The 12,802-nt window shown below is 63.2% G+C and carries 14 protein-coding genes; 5 read left to right on the forward strand and 9 right to left on the reverse strand.

Annotated elements, in window-relative coordinates; genetic code table 11:
* Window positions 1-38 precede the first annotated feature (38 nt).
* From AC5ZG5_RS04085 to AC5ZG5_RS04105, 5 genes are all read left to right on the forward strand, one after another.
* The gene (locus AC5ZG5_RS04085; RefSeq protein WP_456641318.1) at window positions 39-809 is read left to right on the forward strand and encodes an ABC transporter permease subunit; all 771 of its coding nucleotides are present in this window, start codon (window positions 39-41) and stop codon (window positions 807-809) included.
* Window positions 806-1,525, forward strand: a complete 720-nt coding sequence (locus AC5ZG5_RS04090) for an ABC transporter ATP-binding protein (RefSeq protein ID WP_456641112.1) — start codon at window positions 806-808, stop codon at window positions 1,523-1,525. Before AC5ZG5_RS04085 ends, AC5ZG5_RS04090 begins: the two co-directional genes overlap by 4 nt.
* Before the next feature lie 25 nt (window positions 1,526-1,550).
* Window positions 1,551-2,555 carry an NrtA/SsuA/CpmA family ABC transporter substrate-binding protein gene (locus AC5ZG5_RS04095; protein ID WP_456641113.1) on the forward strand — a complete coding sequence of 335 codons (1,005 nt, stop codon included), beginning with the start codon at window positions 1,551-1,553 and terminating at the stop codon, window positions 2,553-2,555.
* A 31-nt stretch (window positions 2,556-2,586) separates the two neighbouring features.
* On the forward strand, window positions 2,587-3,819 hold the full coding sequence (locus AC5ZG5_RS04100) for an acyl-CoA dehydrogenase family protein (protein ID WP_456641114.1): 1,233 nt from the start codon (window positions 2,587-2,589) through the stop codon (window positions 3,817-3,819).
* A 255-nt stretch (window positions 3,820-4,074) separates the two neighbouring features.
* Complete coding sequence (locus tag AC5ZG5_RS04105) at window positions 4,075-4,278, forward strand: hypothetical protein (RefSeq protein ID WP_456641115.1); 204 nt, start codon at window positions 4,075-4,077, stop codon at window positions 4,276-4,278.
* Here AC5ZG5_RS04105 and AC5ZG5_RS04110 read toward each other — a convergent pair.
* From AC5ZG5_RS04110 to AC5ZG5_RS04150, 9 genes are all read right to left on the reverse strand, one after another.
* Window positions 4,275-4,964 carry a DUF2848 domain-containing protein gene (locus AC5ZG5_RS04110; RefSeq protein WP_456641116.1) on the reverse strand — a complete coding sequence of 230 codons (690 nt, stop codon included), beginning with the start codon at window positions 4,962-4,964 and terminating at the stop codon, window positions 4,275-4,277. The two genes, AC5ZG5_RS04105 and AC5ZG5_RS04110, sit on opposite strands and share 4 nt — an antisense overlap.
* A gap of 41 nt (window positions 4,965-5,005) precedes the next feature.
* Window positions 5,006-6,676: a thiamine pyrophosphate-binding protein gene (locus AC5ZG5_RS04115; RefSeq protein ID WP_456641117.1), complete on the reverse strand. Its 1,671-nt coding sequence runs from the start codon at window positions 6,674-6,676 to the stop codon at window positions 5,006-5,008.
* Window positions 6,677-6,716: 40 nt separating this feature from the next.
* A complete protein-coding gene (locus AC5ZG5_RS04120; RefSeq protein ID WP_456641118.1) occupies window positions 6,717-8,219 on the reverse strand; it encodes a tripartite tricarboxylate transporter permease in 1,503 nt (500 codons plus the stop codon).
* Window positions 8,216-8,668: a tripartite tricarboxylate transporter TctB family protein gene (locus AC5ZG5_RS04125; protein ID WP_456641119.1), complete on the reverse strand. Its 453-nt coding sequence runs from the start codon at window positions 8,666-8,668 to the stop codon at window positions 8,216-8,218. Before AC5ZG5_RS04125 ends, AC5ZG5_RS04120 begins: the two co-directional genes overlap by 4 nt.
* A gap of 37 nt (window positions 8,669-8,705) precedes the next feature.
* Complete coding sequence (locus AC5ZG5_RS04130) at window positions 8,706-9,671, reverse strand: Bug family tripartite tricarboxylate transporter substrate binding protein (protein WP_456641120.1); 966 nt, start codon at window positions 9,669-9,671, stop codon at window positions 8,706-8,708.
* A gap of 40 nt (window positions 9,672-9,711) precedes the next feature.
* Window positions 9,712-11,133, reverse strand: coding sequence for a UbiD family decarboxylase (locus tag AC5ZG5_RS04135; RefSeq protein ID WP_165435085.1), 1,422 nt, complete (start codon window positions 11,131-11,133; stop codon window positions 9,712-9,714).
* 107 nt (window positions 11,134-11,240) lie between these two features.
* Window positions 11,241-11,816 (reverse strand): TIGR02444 family protein, encoded by a 576-nt coding sequence (locus tag AC5ZG5_RS04140; RefSeq protein ID WP_456641121.1) that lies wholly within the window; start codon window positions 11,814-11,816, stop codon window positions 11,241-11,243.
* Window positions 11,813-12,418, reverse strand: coding sequence for a UbiX family flavin prenyltransferase (locus AC5ZG5_RS04145; RefSeq protein WP_456641319.1), 606 nt, complete (start codon window positions 12,416-12,418; stop codon window positions 11,813-11,815). Before AC5ZG5_RS04145 ends, AC5ZG5_RS04140 begins: the two co-directional genes overlap by 4 nt.
* On the reverse strand, window positions 12,408-12,788 hold the full coding sequence (locus tag AC5ZG5_RS04150) for a cupin domain-containing protein (protein WP_028162054.1): 381 nt from the start codon (window positions 12,786-12,788) through the stop codon (window positions 12,408-12,410). The genes AC5ZG5_RS04145 and AC5ZG5_RS04150 overlap by 11 nt, the downstream gene beginning before the upstream one ends.
* Window positions 12,789-12,802: the final 14 nt, after the last annotated feature.

The following is a 12,802-nucleotide window of genomic DNA, read 5'->3' on the forward strand; positions in this document are numbered from 1 at the left end:
AGGACGGCGCGGCTGCATCCCCGCGGAAACCATTCGAGCTGAGCCGCCGCGGACTGCAACTGCTCTCCTGGCTCGCGCCGGTGACGCTGCTCGTCGTTTGGGAAGTGCTGGCGCAGGCCGGATGGCTGTCGCCTCAGGTGTTGCCGGCGCCGAGCAAGGTCGTCAGGACGGCGTTCAAGCTTCTGACCACCGGAAGCCTGCTCAACGATCTCGGCATCAGCCTGCTGCGTGCTGTGGCCGGCTTTGCGATCGGCGGCGCCATCGGATTTGCGCTTGGCACGCTGGTCGGCTTCTCGCGCATCGCGGAGGCCGCGATTGACCGCAGCGTGCAGATGATCCGCGCGATCCCGTTCCTGGCGGCGCTGCCGCTCGTGATTGTCTGGCTTGGCGTTGGAGAGGCCGAGAAGATCTTCCTGGTCGCGCTTGGCGTCACCTTTCCGATCTACATCAACACGACGTTGGGAATCCGCCAGGTGGATCCGAAACTGATCGAGCTCGGACGCATCCAGGGACTTGGCACGCTTGAATTGATCCGGCGGATCATCCTGCCGGGCGCCCTGCCCTCGATCCTGACCGGCGTGCGCTATGCGCTCGCGACCGCATGGCTTGCCTTGGTGGTGGCCGAGACCATCGGCGCGCAGTCCGGCATCGGCTTCCTCGCGATGGATGCCCGCGAATTCCTGCGCACGGACGTGATCGTACTGACGATCGTGATCTATGCGCTGATCGGCGTCGCGGCGGACGCGATCGCGCGCTTGCTCGAGCGGCGCTTGCTCGCCTGGCACCCGAACTATGGAGGCGCGCGATGACCCTTCATGTCGTGCCCTCCTCCGTTGCCTCGCCCGCGGTGGTGGTGACCAACCTGCGCCGTGCCTATGGCAAGCGCGTGGTGATCGAAAACCTCAATCTGCGCATCGAGCGCGGCGAGTTCGTGGCGCTGCTCGGCGAAAGCGGTTGCGGCAAGACCACGCTGCTGCGCGCGCTGGCAGGGCTCGACCCAATCGACGGCGGCCGCATCGTGGCGCCGCGACGTCCGGCGGTCGTGTTCCAGGAGCACCGCCTGCTGCCGTGGGACAGTCTTTGGCGCAACGTGTCGCTCGGACTCCAGGTGAAGGATCCGCGCGAACGCGCCGCAGCAGCGCTGGCCGAGGTCGGCCTCGGCGACCGGCTCGATGACTGGCCGCGCAACCTTTCCGGCGGGCAGGCCCAGCGCGTCGCGCTGGCGCGCGCCCTGGTGCAGCAGCCGGAGCTATTGCTGCTCGATGAACCCTTTGCCGCGCTCGACGCGCTGACCCGTATCCGCATGCACGATCTCGTCCGCGAACTGGTGGCAAACCATCGGCCGGGCGTCCTGCTCGTGACACACGACGTCGACGAAGCGATTGCCCTCGCCGACCGCATCCTGGTGATGCGCGAAGGCCGCATCGCGTTCGAACATCGAACCAATGGCAATGGCGCGAGCCGGATCGCCCGTGCCGAGTTGCTTGCGGAACTCGGCGTCGCTGCGACTCACCATACCGCTTGAGCTATTTTGAAGGGATCGTTCATCCATGGTTGACCTCTCGTTCGCAAAACCGTCCCGCCGCCGCTTCCTCGGCTCTGCCGCCGCGGGCCTGGGCGTGCTCGGCGGCTTCGGCTTGCCCAGGACCGCGCGATCGGCGACCGGCCGCACCACCGATACGGTCCGCCTCACCTGGGGCCTTAGCGGCCTCAACCTGATCGCAAAGGAACGCGGCGAATTCGACAAGCTGCTGGCCAAGGACGGCATCAAGGTCGAATGGCTCGGGCCGTTCCCGAACCATGCTCCGACGTTGCAGGCGGTGACCGGCGGCAGTGCCGACTTCAGCTTCGGCGGCAGCACCACGCCGGCGCTGGCCGCGATCATCGCCGGCTCGCCGCTGGTGTTCACGCAATTCGTCGTCTACGAGCCGCGCACCACTGCGATCATCGCCAAGGACGATTCCGGCATCAACAAGATCGAAGATCTCGTCGGCAAGTCGGTCGCGGTGAACCGTTCGGGCCTCGGCGAATTCCTGCTGGTCGCAGCACTGGAGAAGCACAAGGTCGACCGCTCCGCGGTGAAGTTCGTCTACCTCAATCCGCCCGATGCAGCGCCGGCACTCGCCTCCGGCAAGGTCGATGCATGGTCGATGTGGAGCCCCGGCGTTGACATCGCCCGGCTCGAATACAAGGCGCACGACATCTTCCTCGAGGGGCGCGACCTGGATTTCCAGATCGACTACACCTCCTATCTGACCACGCGCAAATTCGCGACCGACAATCCGGCGCTGGTCCGCGCCGTCAACGACGCCTTCCGCGCCGAGGGCAAATGGATTTCCGAGAACAGCAAGGACGCCGAGTACATCGCGCAGAAGGCCGGCAAGTACAGCGACCAGGTGCGCGACCAATTCATCGCGCTGAAGCGGCAATATCGCTACTTCCCGGTCAATGATGAAAGATTCCTCGCCGACTTGCAGAAGGCCGCCGACTGGCTGGTGGCGCGCAAGGTCTTGCCTGAGCCGGTCAAGATCACCGACCACCTCGCGCAACTCTGAACGATCATTCCAACTCCATCCAGGTCAAACGATGAACAAGCCTGTATCTGCACTTTCCTTGGGATCGTCGCACCGTCTCGATCCCCGCTCACCAGATGTTGAAGCGCTCCTGAAACATATTGCCGAAGGCGCCAGCGAGCGCGAGCGCGACCGTGTCCTTCCGTTCCAGGAGATCGACCTGATCCGCAAGGCGCGGCTCGGCGCGCTGCGGCTGCCAACGGCGGCCGGCGGCGCCGGCAGCACGATCCGCGAATTGTTCGAGGTCGTGATCCGCCTTGGCGAGGCCGACGCCAACGTCGCGCATATTCTGCGCAACCACTTCAGCGTGGTCGAGCGTCTGGTGCGCACGCCCAAGGACGAGCAGAGCCGGGAATGGCAGAAGGCGGTCGCGGGAGGCGCCATCATCGGACTTGCGACCACCGAATTGGAGAGCCCGAAGGTCGGCGACATCACGCCCAGCACCACGTTGACGCCGGATGAGAACGGCGAATTCCTGCTGAACGGCACGAAATATTACAGCACCGGCACGCTGTATTCGGACTACGTCCTGGTGCGCGCCGCCGATCCGTCCGGAGCGACTGGCGCCACGATCATCCCGGTGAAGCGAGAAGGCGTCGAGTTGATCGACGATTGGGACGGGCTCGGTCAGCGGCTGACGGCAACCGGTACGACCCATTTCCGCAACGTGAAGGTCAAACGGCAGGAGGTCGTGTTCGATGCGCCTGACATCGGCTACGGCGTGCCCTATTCGAACACGTTCGCGCAACTGTTCCTGACTGCGATCGTCGCCGGCATCGCGCGCTCGAGCCTGCGCGAGGCCGCTGCCCTCGTCCGCTCCCGCAAGCGGACCTTCTACTATGCGCCAAGCCAGATCCCGACCGACGATCCGCTGCTGCAGCAGACCGTCGGCCAGATCGCAAGCGGCGCCTTCGCCGCGGAGACCGTCGTGCTCGCGGCGGCCGACGCGCTTGACGTCGCAACCGATGCATTTGACGCGGGCGCCGCCAACGCGGTCGAGGCCGCGCACAACGCCGCGCTGCTATCGGCAAAGGCCAAGATCGTAGCCGACGAATTCGCGATCCGCGCCGGCAGCCTGTTGTTCGACGTCGGCGGCGCCTCCGCCACCAAGAAGCTCACCAACTTCGACCGCCACTGGCGCAACGCGCGGACCCTATCCTCACACAACCCAACGACCTTCAAGGCGCGCTCGATCGGACAATACGAGATCAGCGGCACACCGCTGCCGGCGAAGGGCTTCTTCTAGACCATTTCGGTTCTGATGAAATCAGAACCGAAGCTCTAGATTCTTGTTTTGACGCGCTTTCTTCACGCGAACCGGTGTCCACTTCGCTCGAAAACGCTCTAGAACATGCGCCGAAAAACCCGCCCCGGTTGCCGTGCTGACGCTGCCGGAACTCGCTCCGACTTTGACGTGGAGGTGTGATCTCGATCACAAATAAATCGGGCTAACCGCGCTAACGTCCGCCCCGCTTGCTGAATGTCTGCGGGGACAAAATCGATGGACGACGAGTTTTGCAGAGAAAGAGCGCGCGCGGTTCGGGCTATTGCGGAGCAAGCAGATCCATTCATCAAGCGGCGCCTGCTGCAGTTGGCTCACCACTATGAGCGACGCATTCGCCTGTCTGAAGGCAACAAGGATGACGGGGACCCGGATCGGAAGGTGCCGACCGAGTCCCAGATGAAGTCCGCCCGTGGCACCTAGCCCAGCACCGGCAGCGTGATGATCTCGTAGCCGTGGCTGATGCTGCGCTTCAGGACGGGATCTTCAATGACATAATCGAAGCGGCTGGCCGGGCGGATGCCACCCTTGGCAGCGAAAGTGCCGCAGAACATGGCGCAGCCATCAGGCAGTCGGGCAGTGCCAAATCCGCGCTCGATCAGATCGGGCACCGGCAGCATTCCGCTCAGCGCCCCTTCCTGATAAAGCACGCGTTCGCCGTCGATCGTCGCCCAGGATCGCAGCATGATCTGGTCCCAATGGCTTTCGATTTCAGCGAGATCCCACAGCATTGGCGCCACGGGCTTGTCGCACATCTGCTTTGATACCGTGATGTTGTAGGTCTCGACCTTGCGGTCGGTATGATCGGAGCCGACGCCGACGAACGTACGCCCTTCGAATCCAAACAGCACGAACTCGACCTCCCCGCTCGATTCGGTGCCGGTGCATTCAATGCTGCCGGCGGTCGTCATCCTGCGCGCGGCACATCGGTAATAGATCGGGGTCGAAGCCGGAGGCGCGATGCCGATCGCCGCGAGCTCGGCAATGTGCTTGTCGCGCGCGACCGGATCGCGTCCGGTCCAGCCGGCGATCACCGCCTGCGTGATCGACAGTTTGAGCGGCGTGGTGGCGTTGTTGGCAACCAAAGTGAATTCGATATCGTTCTTCATGTCCGTTCCATGTGGCGTGCTCGGTTTTCTTAAGCCGAGCTTTACAGGCTACGATCCGGGGTGAGTTGATTGCGATTGACGCGCAGTTCGATGACGGTCGGTAGATCCGCCCTTGCCGCCCGGGCAAAGGCATCGGGGAATTGATCGTGGTGATCGATGATCTCGCCGTGCGCGCCATACGATTTCGCCAGGGCCGCGAAATCTGGATTTAGCAGGTCCGTGCCGCTCGGTCTGGCCGGAAAATGGTTTTCCTGATGCATCCGGATCGAACCGTACATGCCGTTGTTGACAATGATGACAATGATTGGAAGCTTGTGCTGAACCGCGGTCGCGAACTCCTGCGACGCCATCATGAAGCAGCCGTCGCCGGCGAGACAGACCACCGTACGCTTCGGGTGACGCAGCTTCGCTGCGATCGCGGCCGGCAGCCCATAGCCCATCGAGCCGGACTTCGGCGCAATCTGGGTACCGAGTTGCCGGTAGCAGTAGTAACGATGCAGCCAGATCGTGTAGTTCCCGGCGCCATTGGTGACAAGGGCATCATCAGGCAGCACGCGATTGAGATGGGCGATCACCTTGGAGAGATCGAAGCTCGCTGTCGCCGGCCGCGGTGACTGATAATCGACCAGAGCCTGGCGTGACTCCTCGCGCCATGTAGCCCATGGCTTCGCATCCAGTGGCCGCAGTTTCGCAAGCGCGGTCACGAAACTGGACGATCGCGACTGGATCGCGAGCGTCGGACTATAGGTCCGGCCGAGCTCCTCGGCTCCCGGAAACACGTGGATCAGGATTTGCTTTGGCGTCGGCACGGCGAGCAACGAAAAATGGTTGGTGGTGACATCACCAAGCCTCTCCCCGATCACCAGGAGCAGGTCTGCCGCTTTCACGCGCTCCATCAACGCCTTGCTGCAGCCGAGACTGAGATCGCCGACATAGCTCGGGCTTCGATTGTCGAGCACATCCTGCGACCGGAACCCTGCGACGACCGGCAGGTCGTTGCGCACAACGAACGCGTCGAATTGCTTAGCCGCCTCCGGCGTCCAGCCGAGATTGCCGACGATGACGAGCGGCTTCCGGGCACGACCGAGCAGTTCGCCGACCTGCGCTATTTGCTGATCTGACGGCGCGGTCTGGGCAATCTGCGCAGGGAGCGCATCGGCGACATCGCTCGTGCTACTCAGGACGTCTTCGGGAAGCGACAGCACCACCGGGCCGGGGCGTCCCTGCATCGCGATGTGGACGGCACGATTGACGAACTCGGGAATCTGGTCCGGTGACTCGACCTCGCCGACCCACTTCGTCATGTCGTCGAACGTTCTGACGTAGTTGATCTCCTGGAACGCCTCGCGACCGCGGTGGCTGAGCGGCACCTGTCCGATGATCAGAATCATCGGCGTCGAATCCTGCCAGGCGGTGTGTAACCCGATCGCAGCGTGCATCGCGCCGGGGCCGCGGCTGACGACGCAAACGCCGGGACGTCCGGAAATCTTGCCGTCCGCTTCCGCCATGTGCGAAGCCGTAGCCTCATGACGACAGGTGACGAAGTGGATGCCTGCATCCAGCAGCGAATCGAAAATTGGCAGCGCGCTCTCGCCGGGCACGCCGAACATTCGGTCGATGCCATTGACGCGCAATGCGGAGACCAATAGCTGGCCGCCGCTGCGCAAAGCCGTTACCGGACCGGCCGGTTGCTCCGGATCATGCTTGTTCACGCGCTCGTTCCTGATTGCGTTACGGCGCCTGGCTGGCCGCTCACTCCTGGAAGACTTCGACGCGGCGCTGCCGCACCGTCGGCATCATGATCGAGATCAGCAAGGCTGCCGAGATCAGGAGCAGCGCGAGACTTATCGGCCGCTGCAGGAAGACCATGGGATCGCCATGCGAGGTGATCAGGCTGCGCCGAAAGTTCTCCTCGACCATGGGTCCGAGCACAAAGCCCATCAACAATGGCGCCGGCTCGGCGTCGAGCTTGCGCAGGACGTAACCCAGCAGGGAAAAGCCGACCGTCATGTAAACGTCAAAGCTCGAATTGTTCACCGAGTAAACGCCGATGGCGCAGACGACGACGATGACCAGATAAAGCAGCCGGTAGGAAACCGCGAGCAAACGAACCCAGATCCCGATCATCGGCAGATTGATGATCACCAGCATTGCGTTGCCGAGGAACATGCTGGCGATCAGGCCCCAGAACAGGTCTGGCTGCCGGGAGATGATCATCGGTCCGGGCGCGATGCCGTGCAGCGTCAACGCACCAACCATCAGCGCCATGGTGGCGCTGGTCGGAATACCCATCGTCAGCAGCGGCACGAACGAAGTCTGCGCCGCAGCGTTGTTGGCGCTTTCCGGCCCCGCCACGCCTTCAATGGCGCCATTGCCGAACCGTGACCGATCCTTGGCGACGCGCTTCTCGAGGGCGTAGGCGGAGAACGACGCGATGGTCGCGCCACCGCCCGGCAGGATGCCGAACAGCGTGCCGAGCGCGGTGCCGCGCAGAACCGCGCCCCATGCCCCTCGCAATGCGCTGAACGACGGCCAGATGGTGCCGATCCGCATCTTGTTGACGATGCGAACCGACGCCCCTTCGAGGTTCGAGATCACTTCGGCGACGCCGAACAGCCCCATGACAAGCGCGACGAAATTGATGCCGTCGGACAGTTCGACAAGGCCGAACGTCATGCGGGCTTCGCCGGTGTTGAGGTCCATGCCGACCATGCCGAGCAGCAGGCCGAGAAAGATCATCGCGATGGCGCGAAACGCCGAACCGTTAGCGAGCACCACGGCCGAGACGAGCCCGAGCACCATCAGCGAGAAATAGTCCGGCGAGGCGAACTGCTGCGTCATCAAGGCGAGCGGCGGTCCAAGCAGCGCGATGACGACGGTGCCGATGCATCCCGCGATGAAGGAGCCGATGGCGGCAATCGCGAGCGCCTCGCTCGCCCTGCCCTGCTGCGCCATCTTGTAGCCGTCGATGGCGGTGACCACGGAGGTGGATTCGCCGGGAATGTTGACCAGGATCGCCGTCGTCGACCCGCCATACTGCGCGCCGTAGTAGATGCCGGCCAGCATGATGATCGCGGAGACCGGACTGAGCGCATAGGTCGCCGGCAGCAACAGCGAGATCGTGGCGACCGGACCAAGGCCCGGCAACACACCGATCAACGTGCCGCAGATGGCACCGACCAGGCAGAAGAAGAGATTTATCGGCGTCGCGGCGACGGCGAAGCCATGACCAAGCTGGGCGAAGACATCGGTCATGGCAAGAGGTCCACCGGAATCTTGAGAAGCCACACAAAGATCACGGCCGAGGCCGCCGCGAGCAGCACGCCGCTCACGAGGCTCTGCCGCCAACGCGTCTCGACGGAGGCAAAATGCGCAATGGCCACCTGCGCGAGGATCGCGATGATCAACCCGGCGCGCTCGACCAGCACGCCGAAAGCCGTGAACGACAGCAGGATGCAGATCAACGGCCGCAGATGGAACGATCCAATCGGACTGCCTTCGGCGAGCAGCCCCTTGACGGCGAGGCAAAGCCCCATGCCGAGCAGAACGAGCGCAAGCCCGAGCGGGAAGTAGCCCGGCCCCATCTCCAGGACGGTGCCAACTGAAAGCGTTCGAATATAAAGCAGTGCCACGATCGCAACCGCGATCAGCAGCAAGCCGGAATAGAAGTCGGTATTGTTGCCGCGTCCGGCAGATGACCTCATGCTGATATTGCCTCCCGCTGACCTATCCCGAGGCCAGTCAGTTCTTCTTCTCGGCGATTTCCTTGAGGAGCTCCCGCCACTGTTCGACTTCAGCTGCGATCTGCGCCTTGTATTCGTCAGGCGTGGTGAACACGGTCGAGGCGCCGACCACCGCCATGCTCTTCTTGACCTCGGGGTCCGCCGCCATCTTCTTCAGCACGTCCGACAGTTTGGCGATGATCGGGTCCGGCGTGCTGGCCGGCGCCATCAGGCCGTTCCATGACTCGACGCTGTAGCCCGGCGTCACCGTTTCAGACACCGTCGGCAATTGCGGCGCGAACTCGTTGCGCTTGGCCGAGGTCACCGCCAGCGCGCGCACCTTGTTGGCTTCCATCTGCGGCAACGCATCGGTCATGTTGGTGAATGACAAATTGACCTCGCCCGACACTACAGCAGCCGTGGCCGGCGAACCGCCCTTGAACGGAACGTGGGTCATCTTGGTGCCGTTCCGCGCATCGAAGAGCTGCACCGAGTAATGCATCAGGCCGCCGGCGCCGCTGGACCCATAGCTCAGCTTGCCGGGGTTGGCCCTGGCATAGGCAACGAGATCCTGCATCGTGTTGATCGGGAGCGACGGGTTGACGATCACGGTCTGCGGAATCGTGCTGACGACACTGACCGGCTTGAAACTCTTCACCGGATCGTACGATGTCGTTTGCGCGACCGGAGCGACCGAAATGGCACCAACGCTGCAGATGCAGAGCATGTAACCGTCGCCAGGCGACTTTGCCACGAGGTCGGAGCCGACAATGCCGCCGCCGCCGGCGCGATTGTCGACGATCACCGTCTGTCCCAATTCCTTCTCGAGATATCGCGCGGTGATGCGCGCGACCGAGTCGGTGTAGCCGCCGGGCGCATAGGGCACGACCAGCTTGATGGTCTTGCTCGGCCACTCCTGCGCCGATGCCGCCGTGGCGCTCAATGCCATGCCTGCCGACAGAATGGCCGCCGCAATTCGCATCATCTTTCGTTTCCCCGCCTGTGATCTATTGAGTGAAGATGGTTCAGGTGATGTTCGATCCCGCAAGGCCGAGAGCGTTCCTGGCGACCGCCTCGCCCGCGGTGAATTCACTGAGCTCTACCGGCGTCGGCGCGAATTCGACCCGCCGGAACTTGTCCTGATCCTCGAACGGCACCGTGGCGTCGATGCCGAGCTTGGTACGCACGCCCTCTTTGCTGACGCGCACATATTCGTGGCCGCGCGCACCAGGGATCATGAACAGGTCGGCGGACGCTTCCATCCGCGTCGCCACCGCATATTCCACGTCGATGGGATCGCGGATGTCGATATCGTGGTCGACCACGGTGATGAGATCGAGATCCTTCAACGCACCGAATGCGGCCAGGATCGCGTTGCGCTGAAGCCCGTTGTGCTGACGGCTCTGCTTGTGGACCTGGATCACCGCGTGGAAACGATGCAGACCGCCTGACGTCATCTCGACGTCAGTCACGATTGGAATCGCCGACTGCAGCACTTTCAAAAGGCTGGCTTCGAGTACATATTTCCGCAGGATGATGGTCTCGCGTCCGAAGCCGTTGATGACGTGGTAGATCGGCCGCAGCCGATGCGTGACCGCGGTGATCTTCAGGACCGGCGCGTCGGCCGCCGGCGCGGCGAAGCCGACGAACTCGCCGAATGGCCCCTCGGGAGCGACCTCGTCGGCGAGGATCTCACCTTCGAGGACAAACTCGCTCTCCGCCGGCACCAGGATATCTTGCGACACTGCCTTACCGACCGTGAGCGGACGGCCCGCGAGCCCGCCCGCGACGGCAAGCTCGTCGGCGCTTTCCGGCATCTGCGAACCCATAGTCGCCGCGGTAAAGTGCAGCGCGAGGTCGGTGCCGATGCAGACCGCGACCGGCAGCGACCTACCCTGCTCCTTGGCGCGCTCGAACGCCAGCCGCAAGTGACGACCGAAGTCGAGCTTGATCGCGACGCGGTCCGGCCCCAAGAGCTGCAGGCGATGGTAGGAGGCGTTGTAGATGCCGGTGACCGGATCCTTCACCACCACGATGCCGGCGGTGATGTAGCGGCCCGCATCGCCCGGCGCGTGAAACAACGCGGGTATGATCTTCGTAATATCAAAGCCGGTGCGGAGCACCACTTCCTGAACAGGAACTTCTTTCACGAGCTCCGGCTTCAGCGGACCACCGAGGGCGCGCTGCACGAGGCCGCGGATGCCCCTGAAATCCAGCCCGAAACCCGCTTCGCAGTTTTCTCTCGAACTCAGGAGATTGCCGACGACCGGAACGTCCGCGCCCTTGACCGACGGAAACAGCAGGACCTGCTTGCCGTCGTGCTTCTTCAACATCGCGGCGAGCTCGAGGTGCGGATCGACCGGCTTTTCATAGGTGAGGATGCGGCCACGTTGCGCCAGACGGGCCAGCGCCGAACGGAAACGCGTATCGAGAACTTCAGGCTGCAAGATCGATCCCATCTAAATTACTAAACAAGAATAGCTAAGCAATAAAGCTAGTCAAGCCTGCTTGCTAGGCACGCCGTGCTGAAGATGTGCGCGCCGTGCGCGCAGACTTAGTTGGAAGGTCCAAGCGCTCGATCGACAATCGCGTCGATCAGCGAGAGCTGCGCCGCACTCGGCTCGCCTTGGCGCTCTTGCAGCGCAAAATCAATCACGGCTCGCAATGCGCAGATGATGTCCTTACGCTGCAGTGCACGCGACCGCGCCGGCAGCTTCGCAAGCCATTGCGCGAGCGCTTCATTCTGCAACCGTTCGGCGGACAGTTCGGCCGCCTTGATGCTCGATCGCAATTTCTCGCTCCGCTCGTTAGGCGCCGGCGCTGGTCCCGACTTCAACATCGTGCGAAGCGCGCGCAGCGGAAGCACGACCTGCTCACGCCAGTCGCGGCATGCCGCGTCCATCGCGGCGACATCGAACGGCGTCAGCGCAATCCCACGGCGGACGGCGGCGAACGTGGCCATCAACAACACCATGACGTCGACGCCGCATTCGTTCTGTAATGCAAGGCAGGCATCGGCGATGCCCGGCTCGGCATAAAGCTCCAGCGCAAACGCCCAGCTTTCCGCATCGATTGCCTGGCTCGCGCCGGCCGTGGCGCCATTCTCTTCCCCCGACGCCGCGCCGCTCAACGCGGTTCCTTGGCATCGGCAGGCGCAAGCCCCCGCCAACGACTGACCACGTCAGTCGAGATATCAAAGAGGTCGAGGACGCGGCCGAGCGTATGATCAACCATCTGATCGAGGCTTTCCGGACGCGCGTAGAACGCCGGCACCGGCGGGTAGACGATGGCGCCGATTTCGGTCGCGGCCACCATCGACCTGAGGTGGCCGAGATGCAGTGGCGCCTCGCGCACCATCAGCACGAGCCGGCGCCGCTCTTTCAACACCACGTCCGCCGCTCGCGTCACCAGCGATGACGTCACGCCGCTGGCGATCTCGGCAAGGCTCCGCATCGAGCACGGCGCGATCACCATCCCGAGCGTCTTGAACGAGCCGCTGGAGATCGAGGCGCCGATGTTGTCGACCTGGTGGACGACATCCGCCAAGGCCGTTACGTCCGAAACCTTGACGTCCAGTTCCTGGGTCAGCGTGATCTTTGCCGAACGGCTCATCACCAGATGAGTCTCGATCGGCATCGACTTCAACAGTCGCAGCATCCGGACGCCATAAATGGCGCCGGATGCTCCGGTGATGCCGACGATCAGACGCCTCGGCTCGCCCTCAGGCGGGATCGAAATAGTGAATCTCCATCAGAAGGCAGCCGGTCACCGACTTGAACGGTCCATGATAGACGCCCGGCGGGCGGCATGCATAGGTATTCGGCTTGAACGACTCGCCGCCATTGCCCTGCTCGTCATTACCGACGATCAGGTCGCCCGAAAACAGGAACACCTCTTCCCAATATTCGTGCACGAACGGCTTGGTCGTGTAAACGCCCGGCTCGAACCGAAGCAGCCGGGTGCGGCTGCCGCGCTTGTTCACTTCATCCAGGGCGCCCGAGAGGATTTTCTGCTGGATACCGGCCGGATAGCCCGGGGGCGTCTCCCACCCGCTGGACATATCGATGGCGCGAAACTCGTCGTGAAGCTTGTTGATTGCCATTTTTCGACTTTCCT

The organism is Bradyrhizobium sp. Ses1, assembly GCF_059512365.1.